This is a genomic window from Ramlibacter sp., assembly GCF_041916345.1.
Taxonomy (GTDB): Bacteria; Pseudomonadota; Gammaproteobacteria; order Burkholderiales; family Burkholderiaceae_C; genus Ramlibacter.
Genome location: NZ_JAYRZR010000076.1, coordinates 1 through 20,120, shown reverse-complemented (window position 1 = coordinate 20,120; position 20,120 = coordinate 1). Strand labels below are relative to the sequence as shown.

Annotated in this window: 19 protein-coding genes; 3 read left to right on the top strand and 16 right to left on the bottom strand. The window is 71.4% G+C overall.

What is annotated here, in order from left to right:
• Nucleotides 1-492: 492 nt before the first annotated feature.
• From ACE3T5_RS16740 to ACE3T5_RS16680, 13 genes are all read right to left on the bottom strand, one after another.
• Nucleotides 493-1,971: a DegQ family serine endoprotease gene (locus ACE3T5_RS16740; protein ID WP_374669226.1), complete on the bottom strand. Its 1,479-nt coding sequence runs from the start codon at nt 1,969-1,971 to the stop codon at nt 493-495.
• A 101-nt stretch (nt 1,972-2,072) separates the two neighbouring features.
• Nucleotides 2,073-3,140, bottom strand: a complete 1,068-nt coding sequence (locus tag ACE3T5_RS16735; protein ID WP_374669225.1) for a MucB/RseB C-terminal domain-containing protein — start codon at nt 3,138-3,140, stop codon at nt 2,073-2,075.
• Nucleotides 3,141-3,145: 5 nt separating this feature from the next.
• Nucleotides 3,146-3,730, bottom strand: a complete 585-nt coding sequence (locus ACE3T5_RS16730; RefSeq protein ID WP_374669224.1) for a sigma-E factor negative regulatory protein — start codon at nt 3,728-3,730, stop codon at nt 3,146-3,148.
• Nucleotides 3,731-3,749: 19 nt separating this feature from the next.
• A complete protein-coding gene (gene rpoE / locus ACE3T5_RS16725) occupies nt 3,750-4,388 on the bottom strand; it encodes an RNA polymerase sigma factor RpoE (protein WP_374669223.1) in 639 nt (212 codons plus the stop codon).
• On the bottom strand, nt 4,385-4,843 hold the full coding sequence (locus ACE3T5_RS16720; protein ID WP_374669222.1) for a hypothetical protein: 459 nt from the start codon (nt 4,841-4,843) through the stop codon (nt 4,385-4,387). The genes rpoE and ACE3T5_RS16720 overlap by 4 nt, the downstream gene beginning before the upstream one ends.
• A gap of 36 nt (nt 4,844-4,879) precedes the next feature.
• Complete coding sequence (gene fabF, locus ACE3T5_RS16715) at nt 4,880-6,124, bottom strand: beta-ketoacyl-ACP synthase II (protein WP_374669221.1); 1,245 nt, start codon at nt 6,122-6,124, stop codon at nt 4,880-4,882.
• Nucleotides 6,125-6,130: 6 nt separating this feature from the next.
• Nucleotides 6,131-6,370: an acyl carrier protein gene (gene acpP, locus ACE3T5_RS16710; protein WP_200789322.1), complete on the bottom strand. Its 240-nt coding sequence runs from the start codon at nt 6,368-6,370 to the stop codon at nt 6,131-6,133.
• 81 nt (nt 6,371-6,451) lie between these two features.
• On the bottom strand, nt 6,452-7,204 hold the full coding sequence (gene fabG, locus ACE3T5_RS16705; RefSeq protein ID WP_374669220.1) for a 3-oxoacyl-ACP reductase FabG: 753 nt from the start codon (nt 7,202-7,204) through the stop codon (nt 6,452-6,454).
• A gap of 58 nt (nt 7,205-7,262) precedes the next feature.
• Nucleotides 7,263-8,210, bottom strand: a complete 948-nt coding sequence (gene fabD, locus ACE3T5_RS16700; RefSeq protein ID WP_374669219.1) for an ACP S-malonyltransferase — start codon at nt 8,208-8,210, stop codon at nt 7,263-7,265.
• Between the two features lie 73 nt (nt 8,211-8,283).
• Nucleotides 8,284-9,261 (bottom strand): beta-ketoacyl-ACP synthase III, encoded by a 978-nt coding sequence (locus ACE3T5_RS16695; protein ID WP_374669218.1) that lies wholly within the window; start codon nt 9,259-9,261, stop codon nt 8,284-8,286.
• 2 nt (nt 9,262-9,263) lie between these two features.
• Nucleotides 9,264-10,313, bottom strand: coding sequence for a phosphate acyltransferase PlsX (gene plsX / locus ACE3T5_RS16690; RefSeq protein WP_374669217.1), 1,050 nt, complete (start codon nt 10,311-10,313; stop codon nt 9,264-9,266).
• Between the two features lie 110 nt (nt 10,314-10,423).
• Nucleotides 10,424-10,606, bottom strand: a complete 183-nt coding sequence (gene rpmF, locus ACE3T5_RS16685; protein WP_374669216.1) for a 50S ribosomal protein L32 — start codon at nt 10,604-10,606, stop codon at nt 10,424-10,426.
• 100 nt (nt 10,607-10,706) lie between these two features.
• The gene (locus tag ACE3T5_RS16680) at nt 10,707-11,267 is read right to left on the bottom strand and encodes a DUF177 domain-containing protein (RefSeq protein WP_374669215.1); all 561 of its coding nucleotides are present in this window, start codon (nt 11,265-11,267) and stop codon (nt 10,707-10,709) included.
• A gap of 25 nt (nt 11,268-11,292) precedes the next feature.
• Here ACE3T5_RS16680 and ACE3T5_RS16675 point away from each other — a divergent pair, with 25 nt between their 5' ends.
• A complete protein-coding gene (locus ACE3T5_RS16675; protein WP_374669214.1) occupies nt 11,293-11,889 on the top strand; it encodes a Maf family nucleotide pyrophosphatase in 597 nt (198 codons plus the stop codon).
• The gene (locus ACE3T5_RS16670; RefSeq protein WP_374669213.1) at nt 11,874-12,647 is read left to right on the top strand and encodes an SAM-dependent methyltransferase; all 774 of its coding nucleotides are present in this window, start codon (nt 11,874-11,876) and stop codon (nt 12,645-12,647) included. Before ACE3T5_RS16675 ends, ACE3T5_RS16670 begins: the two co-directional genes overlap by 16 nt.
• A gap of 18 nt (nt 12,648-12,665) precedes the next feature.
• Here the strand turns inward: ACE3T5_RS16670 and ACE3T5_RS16665 are convergent, their stop codons facing one another.
• The 3 genes from ACE3T5_RS16665 to ACE3T5_RS16655 are packed head-to-tail and all read right to left on the bottom strand — an operon-like array spanning nt 12,666 to nt 14,813.
• On the bottom strand, nt 12,666-13,694 hold the full coding sequence (locus tag ACE3T5_RS16665) for a S49 family peptidase (protein WP_374669212.1): 1,029 nt from the start codon (nt 13,692-13,694) through the stop codon (nt 12,666-12,668).
• A gap of 55 nt (nt 13,695-13,749) precedes the next feature.
• Complete coding sequence (locus ACE3T5_RS16660) at nt 13,750-14,127, bottom strand: Rieske (2Fe-2S) protein (protein ID WP_374669211.1); 378 nt, start codon at nt 14,125-14,127, stop codon at nt 13,750-13,752.
• Complete coding sequence (locus ACE3T5_RS16655; protein WP_374669210.1) at nt 14,124-14,813, bottom strand: HAD family hydrolase; 690 nt, start codon at nt 14,811-14,813, stop codon at nt 14,124-14,126. Before ACE3T5_RS16655 ends, ACE3T5_RS16660 begins: the two co-directional genes overlap by 4 nt.
• A gap of 166 nt (nt 14,814-14,979) precedes the next feature.
• On the opposite strand from ACE3T5_RS16655, the gene ACE3T5_RS16650 reads away from it, so the two are divergent.
• Nucleotides 14,980-20,120: tetratricopeptide repeat protein (locus tag ACE3T5_RS16650; protein WP_374669209.1), on the top strand; the 5,141-nt coding region annotated here is incomplete at its 3' end.

The following is a 20,120-nucleotide window of genomic DNA, read 5'->3' as shown; positions in this document are numbered from 1 at the left end:
GATTCAACTGGCGCGCACAAAGAAAAAAGGGCGCGCCCTCAAGGTGACGCGCCCTAAACCAACAATCTATGGCAACTGCGATAGTTGGAGCTTCATTGTAGGCAAAAAGCCCGGGGCGTACAGACGGGGCAAGGCCTGGAACGACCCGTTGCAGACCTGCAACTGACAAACTATCAACAGCTTTTCCACAAAACGGAGCGCGATTCGCGGGGACAAGTTGTGGGCGATCTGTGGATCTGCCGGAACCCCGCACTTTTCATCCCGCATCGTGAAGGCCGGGGGCGCCGATATGCGTCGAATCCCGACCCCAGTGGGGCGATTCTATCCAAATCCGTTGTTACGCAGTCGGTGATGTAAGTGCATGCACACATGATGGATCGGCGGATGACCCGGCGTTTTTTTTGCCGGGCTGTCTTTTTTTGACCATCCCCTTGCGCGAAGGCCCCAAACCCGTTCCAGGGCTGGGGCCTTCACCGGGATCGGTCGTGCGCGTCAGCGAGCCGGGCGGATCAGCAGGTAGGTCGCCAGTTCGCCACGGCGCAACAGCACGGGCACCGGCTTCGTGCGATCCAGCTTGGCGACGGCCGCCTCGAACTCCTTCACACTCGCGACTTCGGCGTTGCCGATGGCGACGATCACGTCACCCTCGCGAATGCCGGCACGCTGAGCCGCCTCGACGGCGGACTCCACCCGCACGCCGCCGCGCACCTTCAGCTCCTTCTTCTGCGCGTCGCTCAGCTCGCTCACGCCCAGGCCGAGCGACTGCGCCGCCGGCGAGGCCTTGGGCTTCTCCTCGGCGCCACCGGTACGGCGCGTGGGCGCCTTCTCGGGCTCGATCTCCGCCACGGTCACCGCCAGTTCGCGCGAACCCCCACGGCGGTACACGGTGAGGTTCACCTTGCTGCCGGGCTTGGTGTTGCCCACCTGCCGCTGCAGGTCGGTCGGGCGCTCGATCGCCTGGCCGTTGAAGCGGGTGATGATGTCACCGGCCTCCACGCCCGCCTTGTCGGCCGGCGAGCCGGCCTCGACGCCGCTCACGAACGCGCCTTGGGCCTTGCCGAGACCGATGGACTCGGCCACGTCCTTGGTCACCTGGCCGATCTGCACCCCGATGCGCCCGCGGGTGACGCGGCCGCTGGTACGCAACTGGTCGGCCACGCGCGTAGCCTCGTCGATGGGGATGGCGAAGGAGATGCCCATGAAGCCACCCGAGCGCGAGTAGATCTGGCTGTTGATGCCGACCACCTCGCCGCGCATGTTGATCAGCGGGCCGCCCGAGTTGCCCGGGTTGATGGCCACGTCAGTCTGGATGAAGGGCAGGTAGTCGCCGGTCTCGCGCTGCTTGGCACTCACGATGCCAGCCGTCACCGTGTTGTCCAGGCCGAACGGCGAGCCGATCGCCATCACCCACTCGCCCACCTTGAGCCGGCTCACGTCGCCGGTGCGCACGACCGGCAGGCCGGTGGCCTCGATCTTCACCAGCGCCACGTCGGTGCGACGGTCGGTGCCGACGATGCGCGCCTTGAATTCGCGCTTGTCGGTCAGGGTGACCAGCACCTCGTCGGCACCGTCGACGACATGCGCATTGGTCATGACGTAGCCGTCCTGCGACAGGATGAAGCCGGAGCCCACGCCACGCGGCACTTCCTCCTCGCCGCGCGGGCCGGGCCGCTGCTGGCGCGGGATGTTGGGCATGGGCACGCCGAAGAAGCGGCGGAAGAATTCCTGCATCTCCTCGTCCATCTGCCCGCCCTGCGCCGAGCCGCCGCTGCGAACGCGCTCCAGGGTGCGGATGTTCACGACCGCGGGGCCCACCTGCTCCACCAGCTCGGTGAAGTCCGGCAGCGAGCGCGGCTGCGGCGCGGATTGGGCGGTTGCCGGCCCGTGGGGCACGAGCGCGGCGGCACCCGCCAGCGCCAGCACGGCGATCACGCCGCGGGCGCGCCAACTCTTCCAGTCAAGGCGAAACATGGGGACTACTCCTGTGAAGGACATTCGACGCAGTATGAGAATGCCGGCGGGCCAATTGGTTCAGCCGCCCGCCGCGGCGCGGTCCGCGCGCAGATGGGGGCTCAGCGCCGCCGCTCAAGATGCTGGGCGAACGCGCGCAGGGTCTGGGCGGGCACCTCGCCCACGGCGGTGAGCCACCAGTCCTGCAGGCGCCGCGTCAGCGTGTGCGTGGCGCCGGCGGCGAACACGCCTTCCTGGGCATGGCGCTGACGGTCGTAGGCCTCGATGAACAGCGAGACGGACGCCAGGCCATCGGTGAAGACCCACTGCAGCACGCCCTCGGCCGGGCGCTTGTAGCAGCTCACCTGGGTGAAGCCGGGCACCTGGGCACGCAGGGCCCAGCCCTCGGCGGCGGCGGTGGTCTTCACCGCCTCCGGCTTTTCCAGCCGCCAGCCCTCGGGCACGGCCATCATGCGGGCCAGCTTCTCCATGCGCACGGGGGCGCCGATCTGCAGTTCGGAGAAGGCCGACTGCTCCAGCACGTTGCCCTCGCCGTCGAGCGTCTGCACCTTCATGACCAGGCCCGACTTCTTCTCGGACCAGATCCGGTAGCCGAAGCGCAGGGCGTCGCGCGGCTGGATCTGGACGACGTCGGCGTCGAAGCCGGCCGCACGCTCGCTGCCGACCTGCCGCGCGCCGTAGAAGTCCGCGATCGCCGAGGCATTCGGCCTGGCGAGGTCCGGGAACAGGCCGAGCACCTCGCGCCGTTCGGACCGGACCACGCGGCCCTCGGGAATGAAGGTGAGCACCTCGTCGTTGCGCCGGAACACGGTGCGCGGCTGGCCGGTGAGCAGGTCGACCCGGTCGATCTGCTGCTGGCCGTCGCAGGCGTGCCAGATGCGGGCGCTCGACATGGCGCCGGCGTTCGACGACACGACGAAGGTGCCGATGTAGTTGTTCTGGCGCGATGCCTCGTGCATGCGCAGCAGCCACTCGTTGATGCTTCGCTCCGGCCGGGGTGACTCCGGGCCGAAGCGGGCCTCCGCCGGCTTCGAGGGCTCGGGTGCGCGCGACGGGCCCATCACGGCCTGCGCGAACGCCGTGCCCATGGCAGCCGCCGCCCACAGCGCGGCGCAGGCGCCTCGCAGGGCGGCCGCCGGGGCGCGCGGCCGAATGGCTTGCAGCAACATCGTCACTATCGCGCGGGCCCTTCGTACGTGGCGTTGCGCAGGAAGCCCGACGACGTCTGCAGGGCGCCGGCGCCGCCGAGCTGGCGATGCGCGGCCAGCAGCTGGTCGAGTCGGGGGTCGCGGATCATGGCCGCCTGGGCACGCGGATCGGCCTGCACCACGACCGGGGCCGGCGCGACCGGCGCAGCCGCCAGTTGCGGCGTCGCGGCAGGCTGCGCCGACCAGAAGTTCCAGGCCACCGCGCCCAGCGCGGCCACCGAGGCCACGCCAGCGATCAGCCGCCACCAGCCGTCGTTCGCGGCGGCCGCCCCGGGGTGGGCAACCACCGCCGGCTCGACCGCGGCGGGACGCACGGGCAGCGGCTCCTGGTCGAGCCGCTGCTGCAGTCGCGCCAGGAAGGCCTCGGGCGAGGCATCCATCGACGGCGCCGCGCCGGAGCGGATGACCTCGCCGATGAGATGGTAGGAACACCAGGCCTGGCGGCCCGCCGGTTCTTCCGAGGCGATGCGCACGGCGACGTCTAGCGACTCGCCGTGGAGTTCGCCATCGGTGAGCGCCGAGATCAGTTCCGGGTCGTGCCTGTGTTCCATGTCCTTCTTCCTCGCCGCGTCACCAGCGCTTGCCCGACTGGTTCTCCAGCAGGGGCTTCACCTTCGCCGAAATGGCCTCGCGCGCCCGGAAGATCCGGGAGCGCACCGTTCCGATCGGGCAGTTCATCACCGCCGCGATCTCCTCGTAGCTCAGGCCCTCGATCTCGCGCAGGGTCACGGCCTGGCGCAGTTCCTCGGGCAGGGCTTCCATCGCCGCGTTGACGGTGGCGGCGATTTCCTTGGCGGCCAGCACCGTTTCCGGGGTCTCGGCGCTGGTTAGTTCGTTCCCGACGCTGGAAGTTTCTTCCTCGTCGTCATTGGCCTTCAGGGCGCTCTCGGACACGATGGGGTCGCGGCGCAGGTCCACCAGGGCCTTCTTGGCCGTGTTCACGGCGATCCGGTAGAGCCAGGTGTAGAACTGCGCCTCGCCGCGGAACTGCGGCAGCGCCCGGTAGGCGCGCAGGAAGGTCTCCTGGGCGATGTCCTCGACCAGGTCGACGTCGCGCACCATGCGGCCGATCAGGCGCTCGATGCGGCGCTGGTACTTCATCACCAGCAGGCCGTAGGCACGCTGGTCGCCAGCGACCGTGCGCTCGATGAGCATCAGGTCGGTGTCGGCGGGGGATGGCGGGGGCGCGGCGTCTGGCGTCTTGGTCATGGTCCGGCCGCGGGAGGCGCTGTCCCGTCCGGCCCCGAGAACCTCGGCGGCGAATATACCGCACGCCGCAGGCCGGCCCACTCGCCCGGCGCATCGGCTCGCTCCAGCCAGAGCCAGCGCAGGCCGGCCGGCGCGTCCGCCCAGTGCAGCAGCAGGCTGGCCTGGAAGTCGAGAACGACCGTCGGCGCGGTCATCGCGGCCACCGTCTCGGTGTTCCATCGCCACGCGCCGCCGTCCCAGGCGAGTTCGCCACGAGGCAAGGCCAGCCAGCCTCGCCAGGCCAGCCAGCCGGCGACCAGCCAGGTGAGCCAGGCCAGGACCAGCCGGGGGCCATCGGGCGTGGCGGCGGTCCATGCCGCCGTGGCCGCACCGCCGAGCAGCCAGACGATGCCCAGCAGCGCCGCCGCGCGCCGGCCGCCGGCGGCCGGGAAGCGCGCGGGGGGTGCTGCATGCATGGCGGGTGCGCGACCGCGACGGCCGCGCCTGCGCGGTCAGGCGCGCCGGAACACCAGCGTGCCGTTGGTGCCGCCGAAGCCGAAGTTGTTCTTCAGCGCCACCTCGATCTTCATGTCCCGCGCCGTGTTGGCGCAGTAGTCCAGGTCGCACTCGGGATCCTGGTTGAAGATGTTGATGGTGGGCGGGCTCTTCTGGTGGTGCACCGCCAGCACGGTGAACACCGACTCGATGCCGCCGGCACCGCCCAGCAGGTGGCCGGTCATGGACTTGGTGGAGTTCACGACGACCCGCCGGGCGTGATCGCCCAGGGTGAGCTTGATGGCGTTCGTCTCGTTGATGTCGCCCAGCGGCGTCGACGTGCCATGGGCGTTGAGGTAGTCCACCTGGTCGGCGTTCACGCCCGCGTTGCGCAGCGCGGCCTGCATCGAGCGGCGCGGGCCGTCGACGTTCGGCGCCGTCATGTGGAACGCGTCGCCGCTCATGCCGAAGCCCGCCAGTTCGGCGTAGATCTTCGCGCCGCGACGCTTCGCGTGCTCGTACTCCTCCAGCACCATCACGCCGCCGCCCTCGCCCAGCACGAAGCCATCGCGGTCCTTGTCCCAGGGGCGGGAAGCGGTCTTGGGGTCGTCGTTGCGGGTGGACAGCGCGCGCGCGGCCGCGAAGCCGCCGATGCCCAGGGGCGACACGCAGGATTCGGCGCCGCCGGCGATCATGACGTCGGCGTCATCCGACTCGATCAGTCGCGCCGCCAGGCCGATCGCATGCAGGCCGGTGGTGCAGGCCGTGACCACCGCGAGGTTGGGGCCCTTGAAGCCGTACTTGATGGAGACGTGGCCGGAGATCATGTTGATGATCGACGCCGGCACGAAGAACGGCGACACGCGGCGCGGGCCGCGGTTGACCAGCTCGCTGTGGGTTTCCTCGATCATCGGCAGGCCGCCGATGCCGGAGCCGATGTTCACGCCGATGCGCTCGGCCTGCGGCTCGCCCAGGGCCTCGCCGGTGGGCAGGCCGGCATCTGCCACCGCCTGGCAGGCCGCCGCCAGCCCCAGGTGGATGAAGCGGTCCATGTGACGCGCTTCCTTCTCGGGGATGTAGTCGCCGACCTGGAAGCCCTTCACCTCGCCTGCGAAGCGACAGGCGAAGTTGGCCGCGTCGAACGACGTGACGAGATCAATACCGGATTGCCCGGCAAGGAGATTGGCCCAGGACTGCTCGACCGTGTTGCCCACGGGGCTCACGCAGCCGAGGCCCGTCACGACGACGCGCCGGCGCGACATGGGCGATCAGGCCTTCTGGTGCGCCAGCGCGTAGTCGATGGCGTTCTGGACCGTGGTGATCTTCTCGGCGTCCTCGTCGGGAATCTCGATGCCGAACTCGTCCTCCAGGGCCATCACCAGCTCGACCGTGTCCAGCGAGTCCGCGCCGAGGTCCGCCACGAAAGCCTTCTCGTTCGTGACCTGGGACTCCTCCACGCCGAGTTGCTCGGCGATGATTTTCTTGACACGTGCTTCGATATCGCTCATGGTTCCCTCAGAGGGTTGTGATTGAATCCGCGATTTTAGACCGGGCGGATGGTCCGGCTGGCGGGGGGGTTCCGGGGCCTCTCAGGCCATGAACATGCCGCCGTTGACATGGATTTCCTGGCCCGTCACGTAGCCCGCCTGCGGCGATGCCAGCCAGGCGACGGCATGCGCGATGTCCGCCGGCTTGCCCAGGTGCCCCAGCGGAATCTGCTCGAGCAGCGCCTTCTGCTGCGCCTCCGGCAAGGCCGCCGTCATGTCGGTCTCGATGAAGCCGGGCGCCACGCAGTTCACGGTGATGCCGCGGCTGCCCAGCTCGCGCGCCAGGGCTCGCGTCATGCCCGCCACGCCCGCCTTGGCGGCGGCGTAGTTGGCCTGGCCCGGGTTGCCCGAGGCGCCGACCACGCTGGTGATGCTGACGATGCGGCCATAGCGCTGCTTCATCATCGTGCGCATCACCGCCCGGCTCATGCGGAAGACGGCCTTTAGGTTGGTGTCGAGCACCGCGTCCCAGTCGTCGTCCTTCATGCGCATGGCCAGCGTGTCACGGGTGATGCCGGCGTTGTTCACCAGCACCTGCAGGCCGCCCAGCTCCTTCACCAGGCCGTCGACCAGCGCCTCGGCCGCCGCGGCGTCGTTCACGTCGAGGCGGACGCCGCGGCAGCCCGGGAACGCTGCCAGCGCGGTGCCGATGCGGGCCGCGCCGTCGTCGGTGGTGGCGGTGCCCACGACCCGCAGGCCCAGCCGGGCCAGTTCGAGTGCGATGGCCGCGCCGATGCCGCGCGTGGCCCCGGTGACGAGCGCCACCTGGCCTCGTATGTCGATCTGCTGCGTCATGACGCGAGTCTCCGTTGGACGGCTTGCATGGGGATGTCCGTGCCTGGCTGCCGGTCGCTCACGCCAGCAGGGCGCGGGCTTCCGCGAGCGTCGCCGGATCGAACACGCCCGCGCCCGTGAGGGCCGGGTCGATGCGCCGGCTCAGGCCGGCCAGCACCTTGCCGGGCCCGCATTCCAGCAGGACAGCGGCGCCGCGCGACTGGATGGCGCGCACGCACTCGACCCAGCGCACAGGGCCGAAGGCCTGCCGGTACAGCGCGTCGCGGATGGCGTCGGGCTCGCTTTCGGCCCGGACGTCGATGTTGTTCACGACCGGGATCGCGGGCGCCTGAAGCGGCGTCGCGGCCAGTCTCTCCTTCAGGCGCTCGGCGGCCGGGCGCATCAGGCTCGAATGGAACGGGGCCGACACCGGCAGCGGCAGCGCGCGCTTGGCGCCCATGGCCTTGAGCACTTCGCAGGCCTTGTCGACCGCCGCCTTGCTGCCGGCGATCACGGTCTGCGCCGGGTCATTGAAGTTCACGGCCTCCACCACGCCGGCCTCGGGGCCCGCCTGGCGCTGGGCCTCGGCGCAGCCGGCCACCACCTGATCCGCCTCCAGGCCGAGGATCGCGGCCATGGCGCCGGCACCGACCGGCACCGCCTCCTGCATGGCCTGCGCACGGAAGCGCACCAGCGGCGCGGCATCGGCCAGCGTGATCGAGCCGGCGGCGACCAGCGCCGCGTACTCGCCCAGCGAATGGCCAGCCATCACGGCAGGCGTCGCGCCGCCTTCGGCCACCCACGCCCGGTAGGCGGCCACGCCAGCCACCAGCATCACCGGCTGGGTGTTCGTCGTCAGCGCCAGGGCCTCCTTCGGGCCTTCGCGGATCAGGCGGCCGACATCCTCGCCGAGCGCGTCGGAAGCCTCGCGGATCGTCGCCACCACCGCAGGGTGGTCGCCCCACGCATCGAGCATGCCCACGGACTGCGAGCCCTGGCCCGGAAAGACACATGCGAACGGTTTCATGATCAAGAGCCCCTGGCGGATCGATGAAGAGACAGGATTCGAAGGCCGGCGTGCCGCAGTCCGGCACGCGCCGTCACAGGTCGAGCAGCACCGCGCCCCAGGTGAAGCCGCCACCCACGCCCTCGAGCATGAGCGTGTCACCCTTGCGCACCCGGCCCGACCGCACCGCGCTGTCCAGCGCCAGCGGGATGGAGGCCGCCGAGGTGTTGCCATGCTGGTCCACCGTGACCACCACCTTGTCCAGCGGCAGCTTCAGGCGCTTCGCGGTGCCCTGCATGATGCGGATGTTGGCCTGGTGCGGAATCAGCCAGTCGATGTCGGCTTCGGTGCGGCCGGCCTTGGCGAGCGCGGCCCGCGCGGCCTCTTCCAGCACGCCCACGGCCAGCTTGAACACGGCCTGGCCGTCCATCTTGAGCAAAGGGTCGCCCATCGCGGCGCCGCCGGAGACATGGCCCGGCACGCACAGGATGCCGACATGGCGGCCGTCCGCGTGCAGGTCCGTCGCCAGGATGCCAGGCTCGTCGGAGGCCTCCAGCACCACGGCGCCGGCGCCGTCACCGAACAGCACGCAGGTGGTGCGGTCCTTGAAATCGAGCAGGCGCGAGAAGATCTCGGCGCCGATCACCAGGGCACGGGTGGCCGCGCCGGTGCGGATCATCGAATCGGCCACCGTCAGGGCATAGACGAAGCCGCTGCACACCGCCTGCACGTCGAAGGCGGGGCAGCCCGCGATGCCCAGCTTGTTCTGCAGGATGCATGCGGTGGAGGGGAACACCATGTCCGGCGTGGACGTGGCGACGATGATCAGGTCGATGTCCTGCGGCTGGCGGCCGGCGGCCTCCAGGGCGTGGTGGGCGGCGGCGGCGCCGAGGTCGCTGGCAAACATGCCCGGGTCGACGAAGTGCCGGGCACGGATGCCCGTGCGCTCGACGATCCATTCGTCCGATGTCTCGACCCCGCTGGCGGCCAACTGGGCCGTGAGGTCCGCATTGGTCACCCGGCGGGGCGGCAGGTGGCTGCCGGTTCCGGTGATGCGGGAGTATCTGGTCATCTTCAGGAGGCGACCGCCTCCAGCGGCTGGACATCCGGCACGGGGCCGACGAGCAGCGGCCGGGCGTGGGCGATGCGAGCCTGCACGCGGTCGAGCAAATTGTTCCGGGCCGCATCATACGCCCGGTTCAACGCCTGCTCGAACGCCAGCTCGTCCGCCGAGCCGTGGCTCTTGAACACCAGGCCGCGCAGGCCGAGCAGCGCCGCGCCGTTGTAGCGCCGGTAGTCCACGCGACGCTTGAAAGCAGATAGAACAGGAAAACCGACGATCGCCGCGATTTTCGTGAAGATGTTGCGCGAATACTCTTCCCGCAGGAAGCCGCCGATCATCGAGGCGAGGCCTTCGCTGGTCTTCAGGGCGACGTTGCCGACGAAGCCGTCGCACACGACGATGTCGGTCGTCCCCTTGAAGATGTCGTTGCCCTCGACATTGCCGTGGAAGTTGAGATCGCCGGCGTTGCCGGCCGATCGCAGCAGTTCACCGGCCTTCTTGATCACTTCATTGCCCTTGATGATCTCCTCGCCGATGTTCAGCAGGCCCACCGAGGGGCTGTTGTTGCCGCTCAGCGCAGCCACCAGGGCGGAACCCATCACCGCGAACTGCAGCAGGTGGTGCTCGGTGCAGTCGACGTTGGCGCCGAGATCCAGCACGGTCGTGGCACCCCCCCTGGCATTGGGCAGCGGCGATGCGATCGCCGGGCGGTCGATGCCATCGAGCGTCTTCAGGAGGTAGCGGGCGAGCGCCATCAGGGCGCCCGTGTTGCCAGCCGACACCGCGACCTGCGCGCGCCCCTCCTTCACCTGCTGGATGGCCACGCGCATGGACGAGTCCTTCTTGCGGCGCAGGGCGACCTCGACCGCATCGTCCATGGCCACGACCTCGGAGGCGGGCACGACCTCGGCGCGGTCATGCTGGAAATCCTTCAGGGCATCGGGAAGGCCGACCAGCAGCAGGCGGGCATCGGGGTGGGCCTGCAGGAACTGGCGGCAGGCGGCGAGGGTGACCCGCGGGCCATGGTCCCCCCCCATGCAATCGACTGCAACGGTGGTCATGGCAGCGACTGTAGTGCCAAAACGAGGTGGTCCGTGAAATGAACAGGCCCAACAGCACAAAGGCCCGAACTGCAGCGCGTGCAGCCGGGCCTTCCGTGGGCGGACGCGCTTCAGGCGTCGTTCTTGGTCTTCATCACCTTGCGGCCGCGATAGAAGCCGGTCGGGCTGATGTGGTGGCGCAGGTGCGTCTCACCCGTGGTGGGCTCCACCGCCATGCCCGGCACGGGCAGCGCGTTGTGCGAGCGATGCATGCCCCGCTTGGAGGGCGACTTCTTGTTCTGCTGGACGGCCATTGGGGGCTCCTGGATTCGGTCGGTGTGGGCCGCCATGCCGGCGGCAGGTTGATCGGTGCTGCTCGCGATGCCTTCCCAGGCCGCGTCGCAAAGCCCGAGATTATAGCCCAGTGCCGCCGCTACCCGCCTTGAGCTTCGCGAGCGCGGCAAAGGGGTTCTCGCGCTCACGCAGCGCCTGCTCGAAACCGGGGTCCGCGCTCGACAGGGTCACCGGCGCCGGGCAGGTGTCGTGCCGGGGCACGACCGGCAGGGCCATCACCAGCTCGTCCTCCAGCAGTTCCAGCAGGTCGAAGCGGCGGCTTTCCACCAGCACGTCCACCTCGTCCGAGAACTCGTCCTCGGCCGCCGCGGCCGCCTCGTCGGCCTCGAATCGGAACGCCCGGTCGACGGCCAGCGCCACCGCCACCGGCTGCAGGCAGCGCTGGCAGGTGAGCGGCAAGGTCGTGCGCGCCTCGAGCCGCAACGTGGGGCGGGCCGCACCACCCGCCCGCGCCTCCAGGCCCATCCACGCCTGCCAGACAACGGGCGTGGCCGGCTCGGCGGTGGGGGCCTCTTCGCGCAGTCGGGGCAGATCCTGCAGGGGCAGCTCACCGCCGATGACCGCCTCGCGCTCGGCCAGGCGGCGGATGTCGAGTCGACGCGGATCGGACGGCTTTTCCATCGCGGCAGTGTAAGAGAATCACCCCATGCAGACCTCCGGCGACTCGCGGCCGATCATCCTCGGCTCCACCTCCCGCTACCGGCATGAGCTGCTGCAGCGGCTGCGCCTGCCCTTCGAGGCCATCGCCCCCGCGGTCGACGAGACACCCCGGCCCGGCGAAACCCCCTTGGCGCTCGCCACCCGCCTGGCCCTGGCCAAGGCGCAAGACGTGGCGCAACGCCACCCGCAAGCCGTGGTGATCGGGTCGGACCAGGTGGCCGACCTGGATGGCGAGCCGCTCGGCAAGCCCGGCACGCATGAGCGCGCCGTGGCCCAGCTCACCCGCATGAGCGGCCGCACCGTCGTGTTCCAGACCGCGGTGGCGGTGGTGTGCCACGCCACCGGCTTCGAGCAGCAGGACCTGGCGGCGGTGCGGGTGCGGTTCCGCACGCTGACGCCAGCCGAGATCGAGGCCTACCTGCGCGCCGAGACGCCCTACGACTGCGCCGGCAGCGCCCGCAGCGAGGGCCTGGGCATTGCCCTGCTGGACGCCATCGACAGCGACGACCCCACCGCGCTGGTCGGCCTGCCCCTGATCCGCACGGCGCGGATGCTGCGAGCGGCCGGGTGCTCGCTGCTGTGACACCCGGCCGGCTGCTGCTGGTGCCCACGCCGCTGGACTTCGGCACCGGTGTCGCGCCCCCCCTTTCGCAGGTGCTGCCGGCCGGCACCCTGCAGGCCGCCAGTCGCATCACGCACTGGGTCTGCGAGAACGCGCGCTCCGCGCGCGCCTTCCTCAAGCGGGTGCATGCCGAGCACCCCCTGGCCGCACCGCTGCAGGCCCTGCAGATCACCGAGCTGCCACGCGAAGTGCACAAGAAGGGGGACCACGAAGCCGGCGGCTTCGATGCCCGGCCCCTGCTGGCGCCCGTGCTGCAGGGTCATGACGTCGGCCTCCTGAGCGAAGCCGGCATGCCGGCCGTGGCCGACCCCGGCAGCTCGGTGGTGCGGGCCGCGCATGCGCTGGGGGTCACGGTGGTGCCGCTGGTGGGGCCGGCGGCCCTGCTGCTGGCCCTGGCCGCAAGCGGCCTGAACGGTCAGCACTTCGCCTTCGTCGGCTACCTGCCGCAAGACGCCGCCGCACGCGCCAGGCGCTTGCGCGAACTGGAGGCCTGGGCCGTGAAGACTGGCCAGACGCAGCAGTTCATCGAGACGCCCTACCGCAACCCCGCCCTGTGGCAGGCCCTGCTCGCCACGCTGCAGCCCGGCACCCGCATCGCCGTGGCCAGCGGCCTCACTCTGCCGGAGGCCACCTGCCTCACCCACACCTGCACCGAGTGGCGCCAGCGCGCCAGCCCGGTGGATGCGCGCATGCCCGCCGTGTTCGGCATCGGCCGCTGAGCGGCAGGCTGGCCGCCTTCAGCGCAGCGGCTGGATCTGGCGCAGGGCCCGCACGGCGCCCTCGCCCATCGCAGCGCCGAAGCGCTTGACGAGGCGCTCCGCCACGTTCTCGCGGCGCGTGTAGTCCACCAGTTCCTCGGCCTTGATCACCTCGCGGGCGACGTAGTCGAGGTTGCCCAGATGGTCGGCCAGGCCGATCTCCACCGCCTGCTGGCCGGTCCAGAACAGGCCGCTGAACAGCTCGGGCATGTCGGCCTTCAGGCGCTTGCCGCGGCCGGTCTTCACCACGTCGATGAACTGGCGATGCACCTGGTCGAGCATTTCCTGTGCATGCTGGCGATGCCGCTCGGTCTGCGGGCTGAACGGGTCGAGGAAGCCCTTGTTGTCGCCCGCCGTGAGCAGGCGGCGCTCCACGCCCAGCTTGTCCATCAGGCCGGTGAAGCCGAAGCCGTCCATCAGCACGCCGATGCTGCCCACCATGCTGGCCTTGTCGACGTAGATGCTGTCGGCCGAGGCCGCGATGTAGTACGCGGCGGACGCGCACGACTCCTGCACCACCGCGTACAGCGGCTTCTTGTGCAGGGCCTTCAGGCGCCGCAGTTCGTCGTTGATGATGCCCGCCTGCACCGGGCTGCCGCCCGGCGAGTTGATCAGCAGCACCACCCCCTGCGCGCCCTGGTCCTCGAAGGCGGCGCGGGCCGCGGCGACGATGAAATCGGCGTTGGCCTCGGCGTCGGCGGCGATCTCGCCCTTGACCTCCACCACCGCCGTGTGGGCCGTGCTCTTGTCAGGCGCCGGTGCGCCACGGAAGGCCAGCAGCCAGATCAGCAGCAGGAAGAAGCCCAGCCAGGCCAGCCGCACGAAGGTGCGCCAGCGGCGCGCGGCGCGCTGCTCCTCCAGCGTGGCAAAGAGCAGCTTCTCCAGCGTGCCACGCTCCCAGCCGGCCGGCAGGCCATTGCCCGCTTCCGGCGCGGCGGCCCGGGCAGGCGGCGCGGGCGGCTCCGCCGGGGTGGTGTCGGGCGCGTCGGACAGGCGCGGATCGTTCATGGCACCTTCCTCGCGAGGGCGGGTGACACGGAAGGCCGTGGGGCGCGGATCATGGTCAGAACTCGATCGGTTTCACGTTGAAGGCAGTATGCCAGCGCACGATGCCGTCGGATTCCGACAGCTCGATGCGCACCAGCCCGCCGCGGCAGGGCCCGCCCGCGCAGGCACCGGAGTCCGGCTCGTAGGCGGCGCCGTGGGTGCTGCACAGCAGCCAGCGGCCGGTGTCGTCGAAGAAGCGGTTCGGCTGCCAATCCATCTCCATCGCCACATGGGCGCACCGGTTCAGCCACGCATGCACCTGGCCCCGGTACCGGATGGCGAAGGCGCGGCAGGTCTGCCCGCCGTAGACCACGTCGAACGGCACGGCCAGGCCGCCGTCCTGCAGGTCGGCCGATCGGCACAGCGGGAACGCCTGTTCGTCCACTGACATCATGCGTGCACCAGCAGCCAGTCGTGCAACTCGCGCACCGAATGCGCCACGTGCAGCGGGCCGTGGGCGTCGAAGGCTTCCGGCTCGTGCGCGCCATAGCTCACGCCGATGGCCGCACAGCCGGCGTTGGCAGCCATCTGCAGGTCATGGGTGGTGTCACCGATCATCAGCGTGCGCTCGGGCTCCACGCCGAACTCGCGCATCAGTTCGTGCAGCATGCGCGGATGCGGCTTGCCCGCCGTCTCGTCCGCCGTGCGCGAGCCGTCGAACACGCCGTGCAGGGCGCTGCTGCGCAAGGCCTCGTCGAGCCCGCGGCGCGACTTGCCGGTGGCGACCGCGAGCCAGTGGTTGCGCGCACGCAGGTCGGCCAGCAGCGGCAGCACGCCCTGGAACAGGCTGATGTCGTCCTGCAGCGCCAGGTAGTGGTGGCGATAGCGCTGACCGAGCTCGGGATAGCGCTCGGGGGGCACGTCGGGCGCGGCATGGGCCAGTGCCTGCATCAGCCCCAGGCCGATCACGTAGGCGGCCTGTTCATCGCTGGGCACGGCGCCGCCCACGTCGGCGACCGCGCGCTGGATGCAGCGCACGATGATGGCGGTGGAGTCGAACAGGGTGCCGTCCCAGTCGAAGGCAATCAGGTCGAAGCGGCGCGGGCGCGCGCCGCGGGCGCTACGGACATCGGCAGACATGCCGCTGTTTATACTCGCAACGCTTGACGGGCTGCCGTGCCTGCATGAGCAACCCGACGGCGCCTCCGGTTCCTGCGCGAACGGGCCGCCACGGTGGCGTGCCGCCCGCGCTCGCCGGCTCGAACGCCGCCCCTGCATAGCCTCCCGCACGGACTCCAAGGACCGGATGCAGCCCCCTCCCGCCGACCCACGCCGACCCGCGCGCGAGGCCGCCCAGGCGGCCCTGAAGGCCGCCGCGCATCTGCAGGCCGCCGGCCGCGCCGCCGACGCCGAGGCGGCCTTCCGGCGTGCGCTGGCCATCGACCCGCATTCGGCGCAGGCCTGCAACAACCTGGGTCACCACCTGCTGGGCGAGGGCCGCACGTCCGAGGCCGAGGCCCTGTTCCGCCACGCGCTGCGCATCCGCCCACACTATGCGCGCGCGCTGCTGAACCTCGGCTGCATCCTGGGGCAGCACAGCGCCACCGCCCAGGACGCGGTGGCGATGCTGGCAGAGGCGACGCAACTGGAGCCCGGCCTGTTCCACGCCTGGAACAACCTCGGCACCGCGCTCACCACGCTGTGCCAGGCCGAGGCCGCCGAGGCCGCCTACCGCCACGCGATGACGCTGGAGCCGCGCAACCCGGCCGCGCCGCTCAACCTGGGCGCCCTCTTCTTCGCTGCCGGCCGCCCCGCCGAGGCCGAGGCCTGGTTCCGCCAGGCGCTGACCCTCGATCCTTCGATGGCCGAGGCCCGCATCAACCTGTGCTTCGCCCTGCTGGCCCAAGGCCGCCTGCGCGAAGCCTGGCCGCTGCACGCCGCGCGCGCCGGCATCGCCCGCGCGAAATCCCAGACGCACTGGCCCGATCTGCCCATGCCGCACTGGCAGGGCGAGCCCCTGGCCGGCAAGTCGATCATGGTGTGGCCGGAACAGGGCTACGGCGACTACATCCAGTTCGTGCGCTTCGTGGACGCCTTGCGCGCGCGCGGCGCCAGCCACATCACGCTGGTGTGCACACCGCCCCTGCACGCGCTGCTGCAGACCGTCGAAGGCGTGGATCGCGTCGTCTCAGGCGTCGCCGACGTGCCCGCGCATGACTACTGGGCGTTCGTCATGAGCCTGCCCCAGGGCCTGGACATCGGCCTCGAGGACATCCCCGCCCGGCTGCCCTACATCCGCGCGCCGGCCGACCGCGTGGCCCGCTGGCGCGGCCCCCTGCAGGAGGGGCCGCCGGCCCGCCTGAAGGTGGGCCTGGCGTGGCGCGGTTCCGCCGGGCACCGCAATGACGCCAACCGGTCGCTGCCTGGCCTGTCAACGCTGGCGCCGCTCTGGTCAGTGCCCGGGGTGCGCTTCGTCGGCCTGCAGAAGGGCAAGCTGCCCGGACAGGAAGACCCCGACGCGCTGGCGCCGCCTGTGGCGCAGCCGATGCTGTCGCTCGGCCCCGGCATGGCGGATTTCGCCGATCTCGCCGCCATCGTCGACCAGCTCGACCTGGTCATCACCGTCGACACCGCCGTGGCCCACGTGGCCGGCGCGCTGGGCAAGCCGGTGTGGGTGCTGCTGCCGGCCTGGGGCACCGACTGGCGCTGGATGCAGGACCGCGAGGACTCCCCCTGGTATCCCGGCGTGATGCGGCTGTTCCGGCAGCGGCGCCATGGCGAGTGGGACGAGGTGGTCCAACGCGTGGCCCGCGCCCTGGCCACCTTCGCGCCGGCGCCGGCCATCGCGAGCGTCGACGGCGTGCCGGAAGCCGATCGCCTGGTGCGCGAGGGCCGTCTGGACGACGCCGAGCCGCTGCTGCACCGCATCGTGGCCGATGGCCGCGCCAGTGCCCGCGCCCATCACCTGCTGGCCCACATCACCGCGCGCCGGGGTGACAACCCGGAGGCGGAGGCGCACTACCGCGCCGGCCTGGCGCTCGATGATCGACAAGCCGGCCTGCACAGCGACCTGGGCGTGCTGCTCATGAACACCGGCCGCTTCGCCGAGGCCGAAGCCTGCTACCGACGCGCGGTGGCCATCGACCGCGCCTGCATCGAGGCCTGGATGAACCTCGCGGTCATGGCGCGGTTCGGCGGCCGCTTCAACGAGTCCGAGGCGGCCTGGCGCGAGGCGCTGCGCATCGACCCCTCGCGGTCGGTCGCGCAGGTGGGCCTGGGCCACCTGCTGCTGGCCACGGGGCGCCTCGCCGAAGCCTGGCCCTGGCTGCGGGCGCGCCACGACCCGGTGTTCGACCGCTTCGGCACCCGTGTGCCGCAGCTGCCATTCCCCCGCTGGGCCGGGGAGCCGCTGCAGGGCCGCTCCATCCTGCTGTGGCCCGAGCAGGGCCTGGGCGACGTGATCCAGTTCGCGCGCTACGCGAGCCTGCTGCACGGCCTGGGCGCGGCCCGTGTCACGCTGGCAGCGCCCGCCGCCCTGGTGCCGGTGCTGGGCTCGCTGGCGGAGGTCGATGCCGTCGTCCCGTCGACGGAGCCCATGACGCCGCACGACACCTGGGCCTTCCTGATGGACCTGCCGGACCGGCTGGGCACGACGCTGGAGAACCTGCCCGCGCGCGTGCCCTACCTCCGCGCGGACCCGGCGCGCGTGCGCGCGTGGCGGCCGCGCCTGCCGCCGGGCACGCTGCGCGTGGGCCTCGTCTGGAAGGGAGCACCGGTCAATCCCAACGACACCCAGCGTTCGCTGCCGGGCCTGGCCACTCTGGCGGCCCTCTGGCGCGTGCCGGGCGTCGCCTTCATCAGCCTGCAGAAGGGCGCCGGCGAGGACGAGGCCGCCCGCCCGCCCGAGAGCCAGCCGCTCACCGCGCTCGGGCGCGAGCTGCGCGACTTCGCGGACACGGCCGCCGTGATCGACTCGCTCGATCTCGTGATCGGCGTCGACACCTCGGTGCTGCACCTGGCGGCGGCGCTCGGCAAGCCCGCCTGGATCCTGCTGCCGGCCTGGGGCACCGACTGGCGCTGGCTCGTCGACCGCGACGATTCCCCCTGGTATCCCGGCGTGGTGCGGCTGTTCCGTCAGCGCGAACCCGGTACGTGGGCGGCCATCGTGGACGAAGTGGCCGCGGCCCTGGCGGCCTACGCGGACAGCGCGCGCGCGGCACCGGGCGGCGTGCGACCGATCGCGCTGCAGCTTGCCGTGCGGTCGGGGCGCGTGGTCCGGCCGGAGGCGGCCGAACAGGCCCGGCTCGCGGACAACGACTACGCCGCCGCCACGCGGCTCTGGCGGCAGGGGCAGCTGGCCGAGGCCGAGGTGCTGTACCGCGCGGCGCTGGCGCGCGAGCCCACGCACGCGAGCGCCCACAACAACCTGGCCAACCTCATGCGGCAGCAGCGCCGCCTGGACGAGGCGGAGGCCCAGTACCGGCTGGCGCTGCAGGCGGACCCGCGCCACCTGCACGCGCTCACCAACCTCGGCAGCCTGCTGGCGATGCAGCGGCGGCCCGATGAGGCCGAACCGCTGCTGCGCGAGGCCCTGGCCATCGCACCCGACAGCGTCGACGTGCTCAGCAACCTGGGCACCCTGCTGGACGACGTGGGTCGCCGCGACGAAGCCGAGGCCCTCTACCAGCGGGCGCTGGCCCTCGACCCGGATCACGCGGGCGCCCTCAGCAACCTGGGCAGCCTGCTCATGCACCAGGGTCGGCTGGAGGAGGCCGAACGCCACATCCGCCGCGCACTCGAGTTGCAGCCGCGCATGACGGAGGCGCTCATCAACCTGGCTTTCCTGCTGCGTGCGCTGGGGCGGCCGCAGGAGGCGGAGTCGACCTACCGCCGCGCGCTGGAGATCGAGCCCGGCAACTCGCTGGCCGAGCTGAACCTGTGCTTCCTGCTGCTGGCGCAGGGCCGACTGCGCGAGGCCTGGCCCTTGCATGGCGCGCGCCTGCAGCCGCAGCGCCGCCAGGTGAACACGCGCGTGCCGACCTTCCCGTGGCCGCAGTGGCGCGGCGAGCCGCTGCAGGGCCGCTCGCTGGTGATCTGGCCCGAGCAGGGCCTGGGTGACGCGATCCAGTTCCTGCGCTATGCCCGGCTGCTCAAGCAGCGCGGCCTGGCCAGGCTCACCGTCGTGTGCCAGCCCTCGCTCGCGCCGCTGCTGCGCACGCTCGAAGGCGTGGATGCAGTGGAGGTCAATGTCTCGGCCGTCCCGCCGCACGACTTCTGGGTGCTGCTGATGGACCTGCCCGAGCGCTTCGACACGTCGCTCGAGACCATCCCGGCCGACCTGCCGTACCTGCGCCCCGATCCGGCGCGGCTGGGCCAGTGGTCGCCGCGCCTGCCGGCTGGCCGTCGCGTCGGCCTGGTGTGGCGCGGCTCACCGGGCCACCGCAATGACGCCCATCGGTCGCTGCCGGGGCTGGCGACGCTGGCGCCGCTGTGGAAGGTGCCCGGCGTGCAGTTCGTCAGCCTGCAGAAGGGCGCCGGCGAAGACGAGGCGGCCCAGCCCCCCGCGGGTCAACCGGTGATCGATCTCGGGCGGCACTTCAGCGATTTCGCCGATGCCGCCGCGGTGGTGAGCCAGCTCGACCTGGTCATCTGCGTGGACACGTCCGTCGCCCACCTCGCGGGTGCGCTGGGCAAGCCGGTGTGGCTGCTGCTGCCGCGGCTGGGCACCGACTGGCGCTGGCTCATGAACCGCGAGGACTCGCCCTGGTACCCCGGCGTGATGCGCCTGTTTCGGCAGCGCGTCGTGGACGACTGGGCCGAGGTGGTGGGCCGCATCGCGCAGGCACTGCCCGGCTTCCTGGCCACCGTGCGCCCGCAGACCACGCCCGAGGCACGCGTCGCCGCCGACCGCGAGGTCACACGCGCGCTGGCCCTGGCGGCCAGCGGCAAGCCCATGCTCGCCGAGATCGCCTATCGGCGCGCCCTGGCCAGCGACCCCGGGCATGCCGGCGCCCTGAACAACCTCGCCGTCCTGATCGCGGCCCAGGGCCGCACGACCGAGGCCGAGACCTGCTGGCGCGACGCGCTCGCCGCGCATCCGGACGACGGCGCCTGTCTCTACAACTACGGCAGCCACCTGGCCGATACACAGCGGCTCGACGAGGCTCTGCCCCTGCTGCGCCGCGCGGCGCTGGCCTGGCCCGATCACGCGTCGGTGCGCAACAACCTGGCCCGCCTGCTGGATCGCCTGGGCCGCCTCGACGAAGCGCTGGCCGAGTACACGCGGGCGCATGCCCTGGCACCACGCCACACCGGCGTGCTTGCCAACCACGCGGCCGCACTCGTCGCGGCCGGCCGGCCGGCGCAGGCCGAGCCCCTGCTGCGCGAAGCCATCGCGATCGCACCCGACGCGGTCGACCTGCAGGCCAGCCTGGCCGTGGTGCTGCG

Coding starts and splice junctions, on each gene's coding strand:
- ACE3T5_RS16740 (WP_374669226.1), bottom strand. CDS start 1,971: ATGTTTCGCCTTGACTGGAAGAGTTGGCGCGCCCGCGGCGTGATCGCC.
- ACE3T5_RS16735 (WP_374669225.1), bottom strand. CDS start 3,140: ATGTTGCTGCAAGCCATTCGGCCGCGCGCCCCGGCGGCCGCCCTGCGA.
- ACE3T5_RS16730 (WP_374669224.1), bottom strand. CDS start 3,730: ATGGAACACAGGCACGACCCGGAACTGATCTCGGCGCTCACCGATGGC.
- rpoE (WP_374669223.1), bottom strand. CDS start 4,388: ATGACCAAGACGCCAGACGCCGCGCCCCCGCCATCCCCCGCCGACACC.
- ACE3T5_RS16720 (WP_374669222.1), bottom strand. CDS start 4,843: ATGCATGCAGCACCCCCCGCGCGCTTCCCGGCCGCCGGCGGCCGGCGC.
- fabF (WP_374669221.1), bottom strand. CDS start 6,124: ATGTCGCGCCGGCGCGTCGTCGTGACGGGCCTCGGCTGCGTGAGCCCC.
- acpP (WP_200789322.1), bottom strand. CDS start 6,370: ATGAGCGATATCGAAGCACGTGTCAAGAAAATCATCGCCGAGCAACTC.
- fabG (WP_374669220.1), bottom strand. CDS start 7,204: ATGACGCAGCAGATCGACATACGAGGCCAGGTGGCGCTCGTCACCGGG.
- fabD (WP_374669219.1), bottom strand. CDS start 8,210: ATGAAACCGTTCGCATGTGTCTTTCCGGGCCAGGGCTCGCAGTCCGTG.
- ACE3T5_RS16695 (WP_374669218.1), bottom strand. CDS start 9,261: ATGACCAGATACTCCCGCATCACCGGAACCGGCAGCCACCTGCCGCCC.
- plsX (WP_374669217.1), bottom strand. CDS start 10,313: ATGACCACCGTTGCAGTCGATTGCATGGGGGGGGACCATGGCCCGCGG.
- rpmF (WP_374669216.1), bottom strand. CDS start 10,606: ATGGCCGTCCAGCAGAACAAGAAGTCGCCCTCCAAGCGGGGCATGCAT.
- ACE3T5_RS16680 (WP_374669215.1), bottom strand. CDS start 11,267: ATGGAAAAGCCGTCCGATCCGCGTCGACTCGACATCCGCCGCCTGGCC.
- ACE3T5_RS16675 (WP_374669214.1), top strand. CDS start 11,293: ATGCAGACCTCCGGCGACTCGCGGCCGATCATCCTCGGCTCCACCTCC.
- ACE3T5_RS16665 (WP_374669212.1), bottom strand. CDS start 13,694: ATGAACGATCCGCGCCTGTCCGACGCGCCCGACACCACCCCGGCGGAG.
- ACE3T5_RS16660 (WP_374669211.1), bottom strand. CDS start 14,127: ATGATGTCAGTGGACGAACAGGCGTTCCCGCTGTGCCGATCGGCCGAC.
- ACE3T5_RS16655 (WP_374669210.1), bottom strand. CDS start 14,813: ATGTCTGCCGATGTCCGTAGCGCCCGCGGCGCGCGCCCGCGCCGCTTC.